The sequence below is a fragment of the uncultured Methylobacterium sp. genome, assembly GCF_964242245.1.
Lineage (GTDB): Bacteria > Pseudomonadota > Alphaproteobacteria > Rhizobiales > Beijerinckiaceae > Methylobacterium.
On sequence record NZ_CAXTBY010000004.1, the window covers coordinates 24,116 to 40,958 of the forward strand.

Annotated in this window: 16 protein-coding genes; 7 read left to right on the top strand and 9 right to left on the bottom strand. The window is 72.8% G+C overall.

The features are described 5' to 3' along the window. Window positions 1–379 precede the first annotated feature (379 nt). A complete protein-coding gene (gene rpmF / locus ACFE8Y_RS01830; RefSeq protein ID WP_003601373.1) occupies window positions 380–568 on the bottom strand; it encodes a 50S ribosomal protein L32 in 189 nt (62 codons plus the stop codon). Between the two features lie 653 nt (window positions 569–1,221). On the opposite strand from rpmF, the gene ACFE8Y_RS01835 reads away from it, so the two are divergent. Then, on the top strand, window positions 1,222–1,569 hold the full coding sequence (locus ACFE8Y_RS01835) for an FAD-dependent oxidoreductase (RefSeq protein WP_375462680.1): 348 nt from the start codon (window positions 1,222–1,224) through the stop codon (window positions 1,567–1,569). 219 nt (window positions 1,570–1,788) lie between these two features. On the opposite strand, the gene ACFE8Y_RS01840 is transcribed toward ACFE8Y_RS01835, so the two are convergent. The 3 genes from ACFE8Y_RS01840 to ACFE8Y_RS01850 all read right to left on the bottom strand — a co-directional run bounded on the left by ACFE8Y_RS01840 (window position 1,789) and on the right by ACFE8Y_RS01850 (window position 7,567). Then, entirely contained in the window at window positions 1,789–3,384 is a 1,596-nt protein-coding gene (locus ACFE8Y_RS01840; RefSeq protein ID WP_375462681.1) for a gamma-glutamyltransferase family protein, read from the bottom strand. Between the two features lie 299 nt (window positions 3,385–3,683). After that, the gene (locus ACFE8Y_RS01845) at window positions 3,684–7,232 is read right to left on the bottom strand and encodes an AsmA family protein (RefSeq protein ID WP_375462682.1); all 3,549 of its coding nucleotides are present in this window, start codon (window positions 7,230–7,232) and stop codon (window positions 3,684–3,686) included. Between the two features lie 89 nt (window positions 7,233–7,321). Continuing rightward, a complete protein-coding gene (locus ACFE8Y_RS01850) occupies window positions 7,322–7,567 on the bottom strand; it encodes a hypothetical protein (protein ID WP_375462683.1) in 246 nt (81 codons plus the stop codon). Window positions 7,568–7,709: 142 nt separating this feature from the next. Between ACFE8Y_RS01850 and ACFE8Y_RS01855 the strand changes: the two genes are divergently transcribed. From ACFE8Y_RS01855 to proC, 6 genes are all read left to right on the top strand, one after another. Further along, on the top strand, window positions 7,710–10,064 hold the full coding sequence (locus tag ACFE8Y_RS01855) for an ATP-dependent helicase (protein WP_375462684.1): 2,355 nt from the start codon (window positions 7,710–7,712) through the stop codon (window positions 10,062–10,064). Between the two features lie 422 nt (window positions 10,065–10,486). Then, window positions 10,487–11,203: a PhoH family protein gene (locus tag ACFE8Y_RS01860; RefSeq protein WP_375462685.1), complete on the top strand. Its 717-nt coding sequence runs from the start codon at window positions 10,487–10,489 to the stop codon at window positions 11,201–11,203. Between the two features lie 141 nt (window positions 11,204–11,344). Then, the gene (locus ACFE8Y_RS01865) at window positions 11,345–11,560 is read left to right on the top strand and encodes a hypothetical protein (protein WP_375462686.1); all 216 of its coding nucleotides are present in this window, start codon (window positions 11,345–11,347) and stop codon (window positions 11,558–11,560) included. A gap of 166 nt (window positions 11,561–11,726) precedes the next feature. Beyond that, window positions 11,727–12,005 carry an accessory factor UbiK family protein gene (locus ACFE8Y_RS01870; RefSeq protein WP_375462687.1) on the top strand — a complete coding sequence of 93 codons (279 nt, stop codon included), beginning with the start codon at window positions 11,727–11,729 and terminating at the stop codon, window positions 12,003–12,005. A 321-nt stretch (window positions 12,006–12,326) separates the two neighbouring features. After that, a complete protein-coding gene (locus tag ACFE8Y_RS01875) occupies window positions 12,327–12,836 on the top strand; it encodes a YbjN domain-containing protein (RefSeq protein ID WP_375462688.1) in 510 nt (169 codons plus the stop codon). Between the two features lie 37 nt (window positions 12,837–12,873). After that, a complete protein-coding gene (proC, locus tag ACFE8Y_RS01880; protein WP_375462689.1) occupies window positions 12,874–13,680 on the top strand; it encodes a pyrroline-5-carboxylate reductase in 807 nt (268 codons plus the stop codon). 476 nt (window positions 13,681–14,156) lie between these two features. Here the strand turns inward: proC and mdcG are convergent, their stop codons facing one another. The 5 genes from mdcG to ACFE8Y_RS01905 all read right to left on the bottom strand — a co-directional run. Then, window positions 14,157–14,801, bottom strand: a complete 645-nt coding sequence (gene mdcG / locus ACFE8Y_RS01885; RefSeq protein WP_375462690.1) for a malonate decarboxylase holo-[acyl-carrier-protein] synthase — start codon at window positions 14,799–14,801, stop codon at window positions 14,157–14,159. 2 nt (window positions 14,802–14,803) lie between these two features. Beyond that, window positions 14,804–15,523, bottom strand: a complete 720-nt coding sequence (gene mdcE / locus ACFE8Y_RS01890; RefSeq protein WP_375462691.1) for a biotin-independent malonate decarboxylase subunit gamma — start codon at window positions 15,521–15,523, stop codon at window positions 14,804–14,806. Further along, window positions 15,510–16,418 carry a biotin-independent malonate decarboxylase subunit beta gene (locus ACFE8Y_RS01895; protein WP_375462692.1) on the bottom strand — a complete coding sequence of 303 codons (909 nt, stop codon included), beginning with the start codon at window positions 16,416–16,418 and terminating at the stop codon, window positions 15,510–15,512. The genes mdcE and ACFE8Y_RS01895 overlap by 14 nt, the downstream gene beginning before the upstream one ends. Next, window positions 16,415–16,729 (bottom strand): malonate decarboxylase acyl carrier protein, encoded by a 315-nt coding sequence (mdcC, locus tag ACFE8Y_RS01900; RefSeq protein ID WP_375462693.1) that lies wholly within the window; start codon window positions 16,727–16,729, stop codon window positions 16,415–16,417. The genes ACFE8Y_RS01895 and mdcC overlap by 4 nt, the downstream gene beginning before the upstream one ends. A gap of 11 nt (window positions 16,730–16,740) precedes the next feature. Then, window positions 16,741–16,843 (bottom strand): malonate decarboxylase subunit alpha (locus ACFE8Y_RS01905; RefSeq protein WP_375462759.1); only part of this gene is annotated, 103 nt, incomplete at its 5' end.

Below are 16,843 nucleotides of genomic sequence, written 5' to 3' on the forward strand. Positions count from 1 at the left end.
CGGGGCGCTCAGGAAAAGGTTGACGAACCGTTAACGCCGGCCCCACCCTTGCACCGCGCCTCCGGTCTCGGGGCGACGGTGCGGGCCATGGTGCGGATCAGGACACTCCAGCGTTCCGGAACGGTACGCGCCGCGCGGGGCGCGCCCGAGGCACCGCTGCGACCCGAGCCTTCCCGTGCCCTCGTCGCGCTGGGCGGCGGCCGGGACGATCACGCCCGATCGGAGACGACGCGAAAAACCCGCAGCGGCGCACGGCCGCTCGCGGGCTTCCTGGCTCAAATGATCGTGGATGCGGACCCGACGCTGCGCCCGTCGCGCCTGGAGCGGACGCGGACCGCCGCAGCGTGCTACGCCGAGACGGCGCGGCGGACCGCCTGGATCAGGCCTCGGCCGACTTCACCTTGAGCACCTGACGGCCGCGGTACATCCCGGTCTTCAGGTCGATGTGGTGCGGACGGCGCAGCTCGCCCGAATCCTTGTCTTCGACGTAGGTCGGCGCCTTGAGGGCGTCGGCCGAGCGGCGCATGCCGCGGCGGGAGGGGGAGGTCTTGCGCTTCGGAACGGCCACGGCAGGAATCCTAGGTTCGGTCGAACGGCGCCACGGTGAAGCCCAGAGGCTTCGCGTTCAAGCGTCGCCGCGCGCCGCCGGGCCGGAGATTTCGAGGGCGGTTTATAGCGGCGCTGCGTTATCCTGGCTAGGGGCTCCGGGACGAGGGGGTTTGCCGGCGATGGACGATCGGGTGCGGGCCGCGTGCATGGTCGGGGGCGCTGCGCTTCGCATGGTGGTCCCCTCGGGATGGAGGGCAGACCTTCGTCGCCCACGCGGCTGCTTGGTCGTGAACGGAACCGGGTACCAGGATCAGGGAGACCACGGTGCACGCCTCGCTGCGGGGGACACCGGATTCCTGACGCTGAACCGTCCCTTCGCCGCGGGCAGCCGTGACCCCTGCTAGGACGTGAGCGTGCCCCCTTCGCGGCGCACGGCGCCGACGGGAATGCGATCGTGGGGCGGACGATCCGGACCAGCCCCTCAAGCTGTCCCTTCGCGACCTACCTGCGCGGCTTCGCCAAGACGGTAGCGGGGACGACGTAGAGCGCTCCGCAGGCACTCCATGGCGGCCCGCACAGGCCGGACCGGGATACGTCTCACCTCGCGCGGGGTCCTGCCCCACGACCGGACAACGCCCCTCGGACCGACCTGCCCCGCCGCGCGTCGTCATCGTGGGCGCGGGCTTCGGTGGCCTCGCGGCCGCCAAGGCATTGGCCGGGTCGGACGTGCCGGTCACGCTGGTCGACCTCAACAACTATCACCTGTTCGTCCCGCTGCTGTATCAGGTCGCCGCCGCCGCGCTGTCGCCGGCCGACATCGCCGAGCCGATCCGCCGCATCGTGGCGGACTACCCCGACATCGACGTGGTGATGGGCAAGGTCGCCGCCATCGACGCGGAGACGAAGAGCGTCCGGCTCACGGACGGAGAGGCCATCGCCTACGACCGTCTCGTCGTCGCCACGGGCTCGACCAGCACCTACTGCGGGCACGACGAATGGGCGCCCATGCGCTCTCGTTGAAGACCATCGAGGAGGCCCGCGCGATCCGCACCCGGTTCCGACGGCGTTCGGTCGCGCCGCCGAAAGACCGCGACGCGCATCGCCGCGGTGACCGGGTCCGGTCCGCATCCGTCGGTTGGACCAGCATCGCTCGCAGGTACGGTCTCCGGTTGCTCATCTGCCCCTATCCGTGATGGCCAACCTCACACGTGGAACGTCCGGTTGCCGCGAGACGCCGCCTCAGAGCCCCAGCGCGCCACCGTCCGAGCGCGGATCATGCACCGCCTCGATCCGACCCCTTGGGTGGCGCACCAGCATGCCGGCGTGGCCGAGCGAGTCGATGTAGGCGCCGCCCAGTTCCTCGATCTCATGGCCCATCTTGGCCAGCGCGCGGAGACAGGCCGGATCGAAGCGGTCCTCGACCTTCACGGTGAGCGAGTCCGCCCCCCAGGTGCGGCCGTAGAGCAGGCGCGGCGCGTCGACGGCCTCCGCCGGACTCATCCCATAATCGGCATAGCGGGAAAAAATCTGGGCCTGGAACTGGGGCTGGCCGTCACCCCCCATCGCGCCGTAGGCCATCACCCGGCCGTCGTCGAAGCAGGCAAGCGCGGGGATCAGGGTGTGGAACGGGCGCCGGCCCGGCTCCAGCGGGTTCACGGTATTCGCGTCGAGGGAGAACGCCGTGCCGCGGTTCTGCCAGTGGATGCCGGTGGCCGGCAGCACGCAGCCCGAGCCGTACTCCCAGTAGATCGACTGGATGTAGGAGACGGCCAAGCCGTCGTCGTCGATCGCCCCCATCCACACCGTGTCGCCCGCGTCGGGCGCGCGCAGGGGGAGGCTCGCGGCACGCCCCACGTCGATCTGCGCCGCCTCGCGGGCGAGGCTTTGGGGGGTGAGGTGGGCGGCGGGGTCCGAGGTCAGCCGGTCGTAATCGGTCACCACCCGGTCGCGGATCGAAAACGCGCGCTTGGTCGCCTCGATCAGCCCGTGATAATGCGCGGGGGTCTCGGGCTGGCGGATGTTCAGCCGGTCGAGGATGCCGAGGATCAGCAGCGCGGCGATCCCCTGCGTCGGCGGCGGGAAGTTGTAGAGCGTCGCGTCGCGCCGCCGGATCGACAGGGCTTGACGCTCCCGCGGCTGGTAGGCCTTCAGGTCGGCCCGCGTCACCGGCGCGTCCAGGCGTTCGAGATCGGCGGCGATCTCGCGGCCGACGTCGCCGCGGTAGAAGTCGTCGAGCCCGGCATGGGCCAACTGCGCCAGGGTCGCGGCCAGCGCCGGCAGTTTCCGCACCTCGCCCGCCGGCCACGGCTCGCCGTCCTTGAGGAAGGTGGCGGAAAAGTTCGGCGCGTCGTGGAGGGTGTCGAGCGCCTTCGGGACGTAGCGCGCCTCGGAGGCCGAGACCGGGCAACCGTCCCGCGCGTGGCGGATCGCGTCGGCGAGCAGCGTTGCGAGCGGCAGGCGACCGCCCAGCGCCCGCGACAGCTCCAGGGCGAGGCGCCAGCCGCCGATGGCGCCGGCCACCGTCACCATCGCGTCCGGGCCGCGCGCCGGGATCGCGTCGAGCTCCCGCTCGCGGTAGCGCGCGCGGGTGGCGAGGCCGCCGGCCGGCCCGCAGGCCTCGATGCCGCGCACGCGGCCCCCCCGCTCGCGCACCAGCCAGAACCCGTCGCCGCCGATGCCGTTCATGTGCGGGTAGACCACGGCGATGGTTGCCGCCATCGCCGTCATCGCCTCGATGGCGTTGCCGCCCTGCGCCAGCACGGTCTGCCCGGCCTGCGCTGCGAGGTGGTGCGGGGCGGCACAAGCGCCGTGGGCGAAGACAGAGGTCTCGGGCATGTCCGTGTCAGGGTCGCGAGGGTGGGTGGCACGAGGCTTACGGGAACCGCGCCGCCCCGCAAAGGCTTCGGGATCGCGCAAGACCCTCCGCTCGCGACGGACGCGACGCGGGTCGCGCACCCTGCGCGGGAGAGGGGCGGGGGTGAGACCAGCGCGGACACGGCGCGCCGCTCATCCCTCGTAACTTGGACATCAAGTTACGAGGGCACCCGCACCGCGTTCGTCTGTCGGCCGCCGGACGGCTTGCGCGGCTCCGCGGACCCGAGCGGGCGCCGCGCCTCTCGCCATGCCGACCCGGTTCAGGGCTGAGCCGCGGGTGGGCGGATGTCCAGGGGCCGCCCACCCTCGGGCGGAGGCGCGTCGGCGGCCTCGGCGCGGGCGCGCCGCGCGGCGTCCTCGGCCGCCTGCGCCCGGAGGCGGAGCTGGCGGGCAGCCTCCTCGGATGCGGCTTTCTCCGCCGCAGCCCGCTCCGCGGCGGCCTTGTCGGCCAAGGCCTTCAGGGCGGCGGCGCGCGTCCTGTCCATCTCGAGGCGGGCGCGGCGGCGCTGGCGCTCGACCTGATCGGCCTCGAACAGCTCGATCGTCTCGAGTTCGCGCTGGAGCACCAGGGCCGCGAGGCCGGTGGAGAGCGGGCCGGCGTCGAGGCTGCGCTCGGGCGCGGTGAGCGCACCCGTCAGGCCGAGCTGGATCGCGGGTGCGGGCCCGGCCCAGCCCTTCGGCGCCGTGCCGCCCATGAGAGTACCGCGCGCGTCGAGGCGGCCGGCGCGCAGGTCGTAGCCGAGCGTGCCGGTCCAGCGCGTGGGGCCGAAATCGAGGTCGAGGGGGCCGGCCCGCAGCACGCCGCCGACGAGGGTCGCCGGGGCCGCCGCCGGGGCGGTCGTGCCCGCGGCGGATTTTCCGAGTTCGTCGGCGACCAGCGCCTGGAGCCGGCCCTCGCGCAGGGGGTCCTCCACCTGGAGGGCGCGGGCCAGCGCCCGGCCCGCGGCGGCCGGGTCGGTCTCGGGCAGGTTGAGGGCCGACAGCGTCAGGTCGCCGCTGCCGGACAGGTTCGCGGCGAGCGCCGGCCCGCCGTCGCCGGAGGTGCCGAAGCGCAGGTGCGCGGAGATCCGGCCGCCGATCGGACTGCCGTCGGCGAGCGCCGCGATCGAGGCGTCCGCCAGCGTCCCCTCGCCCGAGACCGTCGCCGCCGGGCCTCGGCGGGACAGGGTCGCGGAGCCGCCGAGCCGCCCCTCGGCGAGCTGTGCGGACAGGTCGCGCAGCGTCAGCGTGCCGTCGTCGAGGCCGAGGCCGAGGCCGGCGCTTGCGGCGGTGAGGCCGCGCCCGAGTTCGAGCCGCTCGACCCGCAGGTCGAGGTCGATGCGCGGCCCCGGCGGCGGCGCGGTCCCGAACCGTCCGGCCGCGCCGGCCGGGATCACCAGCGCGGCGGCCAGTTGGGGCAGGGAGAGGCGGGCGAGGCGGGCGTCGCCCGCGATCTCGCCGCCGGGCGCCCGCGTCAGGCGCGCGTCGAGAGAGGCGCCCGCGATCCGTCCCTGCACCGCGGCGCGGGCATCGTCGCCCTGGCGGGACAGCCCGATCGTCAGGTCCGCCGGCCACGGTCCCGGCGCGAGTGCTGCCCCGCCGGCGATCACCAGGAACGGCCCGAGATCGCCGTCGACCCTGATCTCGCCGGCCGCGGGCGGCCCGTCCGCCGCCCCGAGCCGGAGCGGCACCGCCGTCGCGATCCGCGCGCCGACGATCGTGCCCGCCGCCTGAACCGACAGGCCGCCTTCGCCGTCCGCCGCACGCTGCGCGGTGAGGCGCAGGTCGGCGGGGTGCTGCAGGCCGGGGATGTCGGCGCGCCCGAACCACGTGCCCGCCCGGGGCGTGGAGAGCGTCACGCTCGCCCGCTCGACGGCCCCGGCGCGGCTGGCGAGCGACAGGTCGAGGGGTCCGCCGGCGGCTTGGCCCGCGGCGGCCACGCGCAGCGTATCCGCATCGCCCGCGTCCCGCTCCAGGGTGACGCCGAGGTCGAGCGCGCCGGCCCGCAGGAAGGCCGGGATCAGGCGCGCTTCCGCGACCCAGACCCGGTCGATGAGCGCCAGCAGCGGCGCCGCGACCGGCGCGGACAGCCGTCCGGCGATCCGGCCTGCTCCGTCGGCACCGATCCGGCCCGAGAGCCGAGCGTTCGCGCCCGCGAGGTCGGTCACGTCGAGGCTGTCGACGACGAGGTTCGGGCCGTCCGACTGGATGCTCGCCGACAGGGTGCCGTTGCCGGACCCGGTCGCGCCGTAGCGCAGGTCGCGCGCCTCCAGGGTCAGGCCGAGATCGTGGTCGTGCAGGGCGGCCAGTGCGCCGCCGAGCCGCGGCAGCCCGGCGACATCGAGGCCGCGGGCCCGGATCTGGGCGTCGAAGCGCCCGCGGGTGCGGCCGTCGCCCGCCGCGTAGCGGGCGTTGCCGGTGACCTGCGCGTCGCCGAGCCCGAGGCGGAGGTTGCGCAGCGAGAAGTCGGCGGTGGCGGCCGAGACCTCGGCGGTCGCCTCGATCGGCCGCCCGTTGAGCAGCGCGACGAGCGGCCCCTCGACGCCGAGGCGGCGCAGGTAGCGCCCGAGCCCGTCCGAGGCCGGCGCGCTCAGCGAGACCGGACCGGTGAAGTGCGGACCGGGCTCGGTGTCGATCTCCCCGCTCGCCGAGACCGCCGCGGCGCCCGGTGCGATCGCCGCGAGCCGCCGCAGAAGCAGGCCGCCGCTCCGGTCCAGGGTGCCGACGAGGTTGAGGTTCGACCATTCCTCGAAGCCGAGGGCTAACGCCTCGACCGACAGGTCGAGGTCGAGCATCACCGGCAGGCCGGCCCGCGTCCGTGGCAGGCCGCGGGCGACGAGGGCCTGTCCGGCCGGGGACATCAGGAAGGCGTCGAGGTCGAGGCGGCGGGCCTCCAGCGTCAGCCCGGCCCGCCAGCGGCGCAGGTCGATCTGGCCCTTCCCGGCGAGCCGCAGGGTCTTGCCGCCGGGATCGATCTCGGCAGCGACCTGCTCGAATCGGACGAGGGGCCCGCGTGCCTTGAACGCTCCGGAGAGCGAGAACGGCAGGTAGGCCCCGGCCGCCTGCGTCGGCGGCCCGACCACGAAGCGGGCCGTGCCCTCGGCCTCCGCGGACAGCGCGCCCGGCTCGGCCCCCTGTGCGTTCCGCCGCGGATCGGCCGGCACGAGGCCGATGCGCAGGTCGGCCTCGAAGCGCGGGCGGGTGTCCCCGCCGCCCGAGAGCTTCACGGCGACGGTGCCGTCGGCGCCGGGCTCGCCGCTGGCGAGGCGGAAGGGCACGCCGCCGCTCGTGCCCTCGACGCGCCAGGGGCCGGCGAGGGCGGGTGCCTGGAGGCGCAGGCCCTCGGCGAAGACCTGGTCGGTGCGCCCGGTCGCGGGCACCATCGTGGTCAGCAGGAACTGCTGGACGTGCAGGTCCTCGATGGCGAGGTCGCGGCCGCGCAGGGCGTCGCCGAGGCCGGGCGGCAGCAGCAGGGCGTCGCCCTCGGTGACGGGCAGCTTGATCTCGGCCCGGCCGATCCGGGTCTCGGTGAAGCGAACCTGGCCCCTCAGCAGGGGGCTCAGCGCCACCTCCGCCTTGACGAAGCGCACGTCGAGGGCGGGCTTGGCCGGGTCGTCGCCGAGGTGAAGCCGGTCGAGGCGCAGGCGCGGCAGCGGCAGCAGTTGCACCGCGATCCGCCCCTCGCTGCGGGCGGGCAGGCCGAGGGAGCGGCTCACCGCACGATCGACCAGCGCGCGGTGAGCCGGCCAGTCGATGAAGGGCGGCACGGCGAGTGCCGCGACGAGGATCAGGATGACGGCGCCGGCGAGCGCGGTCAGGAGGTCACGCACCGTGATCGTTCCGCATGCAGCCCGCGCAGCGCCGCGGGTTCACGCGGACATAGCACGGAGCGTGGCCGGACGCGCCAGGACGGCCCGGTTCAGCGCCTCGGCGCGACGATGACGCCGGGGCCGGTCTGCGGCACCGGCTGCGCCTGCTGGCTGCGCTGGATGTCCATCCGCGTCGTGTTGTTCTGCGAGGTGATGTTCTGCTGAAGCGCCCGTGATTCACCCTGGCGCGCCAGCGACTCGTTGGCGGCGTTCGGGTTGGTCTGCGAGACCTGGGCGAGGGCCGGTGCGGCGGCGAAGGCCGCGAGCGCGGCGATCGTGATCAACTTGGCGTGCATGCCTCTCTCCTGTGCGAGACGGTGTCTGGAAATCGATGTGAGGAAGCCGGCGGCGGCGTGCAAGTTCCTGCGGCAGCGCCGCCGAGCCTCGGCGCGCCGCCCGGGCCTCGACGCCGTTCGTGTTTTGGTCCAGGACTCGCCCATGCAGACCCCCTCGCATGCGGCATCTTCCCCCTCGGACGCGGGGGCTGCGCCGACCTCGATCGCCGCCCGCGCCATGGGCGGGCTGCGGCCCGCGCCCGCCGCCTACCTCGACGGGCTCAACCCCGAGCAGCGCCGCGCCGTCGAGGCGACCGAGGGGCCGGTCCTGGTGCTCGCGGGCGCCGGCACCGGCAAGACGCGGGTGCTGACCACGCGGATCGCGCACCTGATCGCGACGAACCGGGCGCGGCCGTTCGACATCCTGTCGGTGACCTTCACCAACAAGGCCGCCCGCGAGATGAAGCACCGCATCGGCGGGCTCATCGGCCCGGCCGGCGAGGGCATGCCCTGGCTCGGCACCTTCCACGCCATCGGCACCAAGATCCTGCGCCGCCACGCCGAGCTCGTCGGCCTGAAATCCGACTTCACCATCCTCGGCACCGACGACCAGCTCCGGCTGATGAAGCAGGTGATCAGGGACCAGAACATCGACGAGAAGCGCTGGCCGGCCCGCGCGCTCGGCCACACCGTCGACGGCTGGAAGAACCGCGGCCTGAGCCCTGAGCAGGTTCCGCCGGGTGAGGCGCAGGCCTTCGGCTTCGGCAAGGGCGGCAGCCTCTACACCGCCTACCAGGCGCGGCTCGCGACGCTCAACGCGGTCGATTTCGGCGACCTGCTGCTGCTGTGCCTGAAGCTCTGGCGCGAGAACCCGGACGTGCTCGCGAATTATCAGAGCCGCTTCCGCTACATCCTCGTGGACGAGTACCAGGACACCAACGTCGCCCAGTACCTGTGGCTGAGACTCCTTGCGCAGGGGCACCGCAACGTCGCCTGCGTCGGCGACGACGATCAGTCGATCTACGGCTGGCGCGGCGCCGAGGTCGACAACATCCTGCGCTTCGAGCACGATTTTCCCGGCGCCGTCGTGGTGCGGCTGGAGCGCAACTACCGCTCCACCGGCCACATCCTCGCCGCCGCCTCCGGGCTGATCGCGCGGAACGAGGGCCGGCTCGGCAAGACGCTGCGCACGGAGGACGTGCTCGGCGAGCCGGTCACCGTCTCGGGCGCCTGGGATTCGGAGGAGGAAGCCCGACTGCTCGCCGAATCCATCGAGTCGTTGCAGGCCAAACAGCATCCGCTCTCGGAGATCGCGGTGCTGGTGCGGATCTCGGCGCAGATGCGCGAGATCGAGGACCGCTTCGTCCAGCTCGGCCTGCCCTACCGGGTGATCGGCGGCCCGCGCTTCTACGAGCGGGCCGAGATCCGCGACGCGCTGGGCTACCTCCGCGTCACCGCCAACGCCGCCGACGACCTCGCCTTCGAGCGGATCGTGAACACGCCGAAGCGCGGCTTAGGCGAGGCGACGCTGCAGCAGCTCCACGTCTTCGCCAAGGCGGAGCGCATCCCGCTGCTCCGCGCGGCGCAGAGGCTGTGCGAGACCGACGAACTGAAGCCCCGGGTGCGGGCGACGCTGCGGGCGCTCGCCGAGAGCTTTTCGCGCTGGGCGCGCCTCGTGGAGACGACGCCGCATTCCGAGGTCGCCCGGACCATCCTGGAGGAATCCGGCTACACCGAGATGTGGCAGAAGGACCGCTCGGCCGACGCCGCCGGCCGCCTGGAGAACCTGAAGGAGTTCGTCCGCTCCATGGAGGAGTTCCCGGACATGGGGGCCTTCCTGGAGCACGTCTCGCTGGTGATGGAGGCCTCGGAGGCCGAGGGCGCCGATCGGGTCTCGCTGATGACGCTGCATGCGGCCAAGGGCCTGGAATTCGACACGGTGTTCCTGCCGGGCTGGGAGGACGGGCTGTTCCCGAATCAGCGGGCGCTGGACGAGAGCGGCCGCGCGGGCCTGGAGGAGGAGCGGCGGCTGGCCCATGTCGGCCTGACGCGCGCCAGGAAGCGCGCCAAGCTGTCGTTTGCCGTCAACCGGCGCATCCACGGGCTGTGGTCCTCGACGATCCCCTCCCGCTTCATCGACGAATTGCCGGAGACCGCGGTCGACGTGATCGAGGCGCCGGCGCACTTCCAGGCCGGCGCCTCCCGCTTCGACCGGAACCCGCAGCCCTTCGGCTCGTCCTACGGCACCCCAGGCTGGCAGCGGGCGCAGGCGAACACGGCCGCCGGCCGCGGCTTCGGCGCTGCTCCGGGCGGGCGCTCGGGAGCCCTGCGCGAGATCGAGGGCGAGCTGATCGCCAAGTCCGCCGGCGCGCCCTCGGCGTTCGATGCCGGGATGCGGGTGTTCCACACCAAATTCGGCCCCGGCAACGTGGCCGCGGTCGACGGCAACAAGCTCACCGTTGACTTCGACAAGGCCGGTCGCAAAATGGTCCTCGACAGCTTCATCCAGCAGGCGTGAAGCGTCCCGCCGGTCCAAGCCCGAATCGCGGGGGCGGCAGGGCCGGCCGGCATCGCCCGCGAGGGCGGGTCAGGATCGAGGACGTGGCGGATGCCGTGCCATCCCGACGAAGCCGGCGCCCAGAGCGCCTGATCCGCCGCCCGTCCGCGGCCTTCCTGCAACAGCAACCCTTCAGCGTCACGCAACCGTCGCACCCGCCCAGTCATGGTGCGCGCGTTGCATGGTTCCGCGGCGACGGGGCGCGCCGAAGCTTCGGCCGCGCTGTCCACAGGCTTCGTGTCGAGGGCCGGAACCGGCTCAAGGCTGCATGATTGCTTCCGAGTGGAGAAGGTTCACGACACGAAGTCCGAGACGCTTCTAGCGCATTAGCAAGTCCTGGTTGACGAATCCTGGTTGGCAAGTCCCACGTGGAGTGTTGATCGATGAAAAGACGGCGCGCACGACTTGAGCTGGTGGAAGACCGCACGGTCCGGCTGCACAGGACCCGCTTCGACGAGGAGCGAAACTTAAGCCCCATCCAACCTCTCACCGACCGGCAGGGCGACTACCTCGACGCGCTCAGTGCCCACGCTCAGGTCATCGTTCTCGGCCCCGCCGGCACGGGCAAGACCTACATCGCCGGGACGCGGGCCGCCGACCTCCTCCGACAGCGCCGGATCGCCAAGGTGGTGATCACCCGGCCGAACGTGCCCTCGGGCCGCTCGCTCGGCTTCTTCCCGGGGACGCTCGAGGAGAAGATCGCGCCCTGGGTCGCGCCGCTGACCGAGGCGATGAAGGAGCGGATGGGGGCGGCCGCCTTCGAGATCGCGCTCAAGGCCGGCGACATCGAGATCGTGCCGTTCGAGGTGATGCGCGGGCGCACGTTCAAGAACTGCCTCGTGATCCTCGACGAGGCGCAGAACACGACCACGGCCGAAATCAAGATGTTCCTCACCCGCATCGGCGATCAGTGCCAAGTGATCATCAACGGCGACGTCTCGCAGACGGACCTGCGCGAGACCTCAGGCCTGCGCACCGTGATCCACCTGATCAAGAGCCGGATGATGCCGATCCCCGTGGTCGAGTTCACCCGCGACGACATCGTCCGCTCCGGCATCTGCGCCGAATGGGTGAAGGCGTTCGAGGAAACGAATCTCTGACTTGGATGTTACTAGCGGCGGACCCCAGCGGAGGTCCGCCGCGCCTCAAGGCGCGAGAACGCTCTCCCGTTCTCCGGTCCCGGAGAACGAAACGGGTTCCGCGCCCACGATCCAAGCAACAGGATACTCTCCGTGAGGACAATGACCTTCGCCATCGCCGTGCTGGCCTCGCTCGGCGGCGCGGCGCTTGCCACCTCCGCCTCCGCTGCTCCCGGCGCGCCGATGGGTGTCACCGCCCCCAGCGCGGTGGAGCATGTCCAGATGCGCCGCATGGAGCGCCGGATGATGCACCGCCGGATGGAGCGGCGCATGATGCATCGCCACACGATGCGGCGCCGGATGATGCACCGCATGTGATCTCGGCCGATCGGCAACGACCCGCGGCGGGGCCCTTCGGGGCCCCGTTTTTCGTCCGGTCTCCGGCCTTCGATCGCTTGGCATGGATTGCCCCGGGCCGCGCCGATTCCTATGTCGGCCTGCGGGCCGCCGCGACGTGCGGCCGGCATCCGCCCCGGGAGACGTCATGCCCCCCTCCAACCGTCTGTTCGACGACTTCGCCCGGCTGGTGACCGATGCCGCCGGTGCGGCCCAGGGAGTTCGGCGGGAGGCCGAGACGGTGATCCGCGCCCAGGCCGAGCGCCTGATCCGCGACATGGACATCGCCTCGCGCGAGGAGGTCGACGTGCTGCGCGACCTTGTCGCCACCCTGCGGACGCAGAACGAGGCCTTGACCACCCGCATCGCGGCCCTGGAGGCGCGGGCGGGCACGATGCCCGCCGCCGGCGTCAGCGAGGCGATCTGAGACGCCCCCTGGAGCGGCCCGCCTCGGATCGGCGACCGCACGGCGCTTCGGTTTGTGCACAGGAAGCAGCAGCATCCGATTCGTTTCCTGTTCACCGTCCGCGGCAAGCGCTTTGTGTCGCGACTCGCGGCCGGTTTATAGTCGGTGACGTACTGATTCGCCCAAGCCCGCCGGAGATCGGCAGCCGTTAAGTCCGCGCCGTGATGCATTCGGCCCGCACGGGTCAAGTCGTTCCGCGTCGTCGCGTGCCTGACAGCGCCGCAACCTCGTCCTTCACCATGCCGCGACGCGTCCTCGACGGAATCGCCAGCTCGGATCGTCATGCCACAGCTCCAAGTCGACATCGAAATCCACGATCGGATCGAGCATCCGCTCGACATCGTCGAGCGCCTTGCCTCGCTCCGCGACTGGATCTTCGACCGGGCCGAGACCGACGAGATGTCCGTGGTCGTGTCGGGACGCTGGACCGAGTATCAGGTCGCCTTCACCTGGATCGAGGACGTCGAGGCGCTGCACGTCGCCTGCGCATTCGACCTCAAGGTGCCGGAGCGCCGCCGCACGGAGGTGCTGCGGCTGATCGCACTGATCAACGAGCAGCTCTGGATCGGGCATTTCGACCTGTGGTCGACCGACAGCGTGGTGATGTTCCGCCACGCCCTGCTGCTGGCTGGCGGCGCCGTGCCGACGCACCCGCAATGCGCGATGTTGCTGAAATCCGCGGTCGAGGCGTGCGAGCGCTACTACCAAGCCTACCAGTTCGTGCTCTGGGCCGGGAAATCCGCCCGCGAGGCGCTCGACGCCGTGCTGTTCGAGACCGAGGGCGAGGCCTGATCCGGCCGTGGCGCCCGGTTCGATCGAAGCGCGCGCGGTGCTTCCCGCCGCCCTGACCCTCGTCGGTGCGGGCCGGATGGGCGCGGCGATGCTCGACGGCTGGCTCGCCGCCGGGCTCGATCCGGCCGGCACGACGATCCGCGATCCGCACCCGTCCGACGCGGTCGCCCGCCTCTGCGAGTCCCGCGGCATCGCCCTCAACCCGTTAGGCATCGTCGCGGCCGAGGTTCTGGTGCTGGCGATCAAGCCGCAGGGCCTCGCGGATGCGGCGCCCGCGCTCGATGCGCTGATCGGCCCCGACACCCTCGTGATCTCGATCCTGGCGGGCAAGACCATCGCCGACCTGAAGGCCCGGCTCAGGCGGGCGAGCGCGGTGGTGCGGGCGATGCCGAACCTTCCGGCCAGCATCGGCCGCGGCGCGACCGGGGCCGTGGCGAGCCCGCAGGTGTCGGCGCGCCAGCGCGCGGGCGCGAACGCCCTTCTCGCGGCGAGCGGCCTCGTCGAATGGCTCGGGAGCGAGGCCGACATCGACGCGCTGACCGCCGTCTCGGGATCGGGACCGGCCTACGTCTTCCTGCTGGCCGAGGCGCTGGCCGAGGCCGGCGTCGCGGCCGGCCTGTCGCCGGAGGTCGCCGCGCGGCTCGCGCGGGCCACGGTCTCCGGGGCCGGCGCGCTCCTCGACGCGAGCGCATTGCCCGCGGGCGAGCTCCGCCGCAACGTCACCTCGCCCGGCGGCACCACCGCCGCGGCCCTCGACGTGCTGATGCGCGCCGACGGGATGGCTCCGCTGCTGCGCGAGGCGGTCGCCGCCGCCAAGCGACGGGCCGGGGAACTGTCGGGCTGAGGGCGGCTCGCCCATTGGCGAGGCGGCCTCCGGATCGCTCTGCGCGCGTGCCCGGCTTCGACGGCGGCGCAGACGCCATCCGACGGGTGCCCATGCAGAGCGCATGTCCCGCACCCTGGGAACGAAGGTAGTCTCGATCCGCATCTCTTCCCTCTCCCCTTTAGCGGGAGAGGGTGGCCCGCGAAGCGGGGCGGGTGAGGGGAGCGACATTTTCGGATATGGCGCTCCCCTCACCCGCCCCTCGCTCACGCGAGGGCCATCCTCCCCCGCAGAGGGGGGAGGGAAGGGGCACCCTTAAAACAGCTCGGTCGGGAGATGCTTCCACGACGGCGACGGACTTCATCGGCGACGCGGTGGATGAGAACCCTCCGGGGAGGTTACGTTCCTCGTCCCAACCCTTCTGCTGAACGGGAGAGCGGACCGTTCGGCGCTTGCCTAGCCTTCGTCCCCGCCATCGCGGCGAGGCGCGTCGTGGCTCAGGCCGACGACAGGACGGACGCCGCCGGGATCAGCGCCATGGCATCGAGGCCCTTGGCCAGCACCGACCCGTCGGGTGCTGCGTCGCGCAGTTCGCGCCAGTTGATGCCGGTGCCGTCCGGCAGCACCACCTCGCCGTCGAGGCGCATCGGCGCGCCCGCCTCGATCCCGGCGAGGCCATCGAGGAAGCGGCGATCGGCGGCGGCGGGCCAGAGTAGGTCGAGATCGGACCCCGCGGTGAGGTAGTCCAGTCCGGTCAACCTCTGCCAGAGCAGGCTGCCGAACACGCGCGGGACGAGGCCCCATCGGGCGGAGAGATCGAGCACCCCGTCGAGGGCCGGGTGCCACGCGGCCGGCGCCGCGGCCCGCGCCTCGGCGAGTGTCACGGCCGGACGCGGGGTTGCGGCCGGCCACGGCACCGCAAGGGCGATGCGGCGCTGGCCCGAGGCCGGCGGCAGGGGAAGCCCGGCCGGCAGGTGATCGGACGCCTCGCCGGGATGGCGGCGGCGCGCGATTACCGGCCGCCCTTTCCTGGCCCACTCTCCGAGGTGCGGCACGCCGTCGAGGTCGGGGTGCCCCGCGAGCAGGTCCGACCACGCGTCCGGCGCCACGGTGAACAGGTCGTGGCGGCGGACCGCGTGCACCCTCAGCGCCCTTGCGCGGCCCGCATCACCCGCGCGGCGATGTCGCGGGCGACGGGGCGACCGCCGCGTTCCCGGCCCAGCACGTCGCGGGTGTCGCGCGTCGGGCGATCGGCGATCAGCGCCGCGACCTGCGGCCCGAGCGGACGTGCGGGGTCGAGCACGGCGTGGACCGCGCCGGCCCGGACCATGTTGTCGAGGCCCGGCGCGAACACCGGCGTGGATTTGGCCATCGCCTCCAGCCTGTCGAGGGGCAGCTTGGTGACGCGGGCGACGGAAGGCAGGTCCATCACGCTCGGGGACGCGCCCGGTAGCGCAGCGAGCACGCGGGCGGCGAGCGCGGTGGCGATGAAGGCCCCGGCCGCCGAGTGCCCGTAGATCAGCCCGATCGTCGGGTGGCCGTGGCTGTCGGCCAGCAGCAGCGCCTTGGCGAGGTGGGCGAGGTATTCGTTGAGCCCCAGCAGCTCGTCGCGCCGGCTCATGCGCTGGCTGTCGGAATCGATCATCACGAGGATCGGCGTGCGGCTGCCCGCGCGCACCGTCGCCAGGACGTGGGCCGCGAGCGTCAGCGCGCCCTCGACGCCGAGGGGCGCATCGCCGTCGATGCCGATCACCGCGAGCGTGTCGGTGCCGAGCGGCCCGTGGCCGGCAATGAGCCCGTCTGCGGCGACCGACACGGCGTGACCGTCTGGGAACAGGGACGCGAGGATCTCAGCGAGCGTCATGGGTCGTCCCTTCGAGCCCGGCGAGGAGGGCGTCGAACGCCCGCGTCGCCAATCCCGGGACGGCGGCGGGATCGTTCACCCCGAGCCGCGCCCAGATCTCGGTCGCGTCGCGGCACGCGCCGAAGCGGTCAAGGCGCGCCGTCAGCCGCGCCTGCTCGGCCTCCAGGGTCGCGAGGTCGAAGGCCGGTGCCGCGCCGATCAGGCGCAGCGCCGCCTCGCGAAAAGCCGCGACCGTGTCGTCGCAGAACGCGTCGGCGCCGCCGGTCAGCCGCCGGTGCTTGCCGCCCATGGTGCGCCAGACCAGCGCCCGGTCCTTGGAGTCGAATTCCTCGGCGCCCTTGTTGGTCTCGATCACCTCCGGGCCGGAGACGGCGATGCGCCCGCCCTCGGAGACCGCGAGCCGCGAGCAGGTGCCGGCGATCAGCCCGCCGCCGCCGAAGGCGCCGGCCCGCCCGCCGATCAGGCCGATCACTGGGATGCCGGCCCGGCGCAGGTCGGCGACCGCGCGCATGGCCTCGGCGATCGCGGTCTCGCCGGCATTGGCCTCCTGCAGGCGCACGCCCCCGGTATCGAACAGGATCAGCACCGCGTCGGGCTTCTCTGCAAGCGCGGCGCGCAGCAGCCCGACGAGCTTGGCGCCGTGCACCTCCCCGAAGGCGCCCCCCATGAAGCGGCCCTCCTGCGCGGCCACGTGGACAGGCCGGCCGTCGAGGCGGCCGGCGCCGACGACGATGCCGTCGTCGAAGGCGCGCGGCAGGTCGAACAGCGGCAGGTGCGGGCTCATCACGCGCTCCTCCGGCCCGACGAACTCCGCGAAGGTCCCGGCATCGAGGAGCGCGGCGATGCGCTGGCGGGCGCTCGCCTCGTACCAGCTCAGGGCGGTCGGCGCGCTCATCGGTCCGTCTCCATCAGGCGGGCGCCCTGGAGCAGGCGGAGCGACACGGTGTCGGGCCGCGCGCCGCCGTCGTTGATTGCGATGCGCAGGCCCCCCGGCTGGGCGCGCGCCACGAAGTCGGCCACCACCGCCGCCCAGACGGCACCGTAGCCGTGCACGGGCGTCGCGATCTCGATGGTGCACTGATCCGGCGGCAGCACCCGCTCCAGCAGCACTTCGAGGTTGCCGGAGGCGACGATTCCGGTGATCGCCTGGGGTTTGGCACCGGCGAGCGGCTTGCTTGTGGCATGGTGGAAGGAGAAGGTTTCCATCGACCATAACCTTACCAGTTCCGGAACCGCGCCGGCGGGTCGTAGAGCCCGCCCGACCGGTGCACGAGATCCTTGATCGATCGCGCCGCGAGTAAGCTGCGGTCGGCGTCGAGC

Coding starts and splice junctions, on each gene's coding strand:
- ACFE8Y_RS01840 (WP_375462681.1), bottom strand. CDS start 3,384: ATGCCCGAGACCTCTGTCTTCGCCCACGGCGCTTGTGCCGCCCCGCAC.
- ACFE8Y_RS01850 (WP_375462683.1), bottom strand. CDS start 7,567: ATGCACGCCAAGTTGATCACGATCGCCGCGCTCGCGGCCTTCGCCGCC.
- ACFE8Y_RS01855 (WP_375462684.1), top strand. CDS start 7,710: ATGCAGACCCCCTCGCATGCGGCATCTTCCCCCTCGGACGCGGGGGCT.
- ACFE8Y_RS01860 (WP_375462685.1), top strand. CDS start 10,487: ATGAAAAGACGGCGCGCACGACTTGAGCTGGTGGAAGACCGCACGGTC.
- ACFE8Y_RS01865 (WP_375462686.1), top strand. CDS start 11,345: ATGACCTTCGCCATCGCCGTGCTGGCCTCGCTCGGCGGCGCGGCGCTT.
- ACFE8Y_RS01870 (WP_375462687.1), top strand. CDS start 11,727: ATGCCCCCCTCCAACCGTCTGTTCGACGACTTCGCCCGGCTGGTGACC.
- ACFE8Y_RS01875 (WP_375462688.1), top strand. CDS start 12,327: ATGCCACAGCTCCAAGTCGACATCGAAATCCACGATCGGATCGAGCAT.
- mdcE (WP_375462691.1), bottom strand. CDS start 15,523: ATGACGCTCGCTGAGATCCTCGCGTCCCTGTTCCCAGACGGTCACGCC.
- ACFE8Y_RS01895 (WP_375462692.1), bottom strand. CDS start 16,418: ATGAGCGCGCCGACCGCCCTGAGCTGGTACGAGGCGAGCGCCCGCCAG.
- mdcC (WP_375462693.1), bottom strand. CDS start 16,729: ATGGAAACCTTCTCCTTCCACCATGCCACAAGCAAGCCGCTCGCCGGT.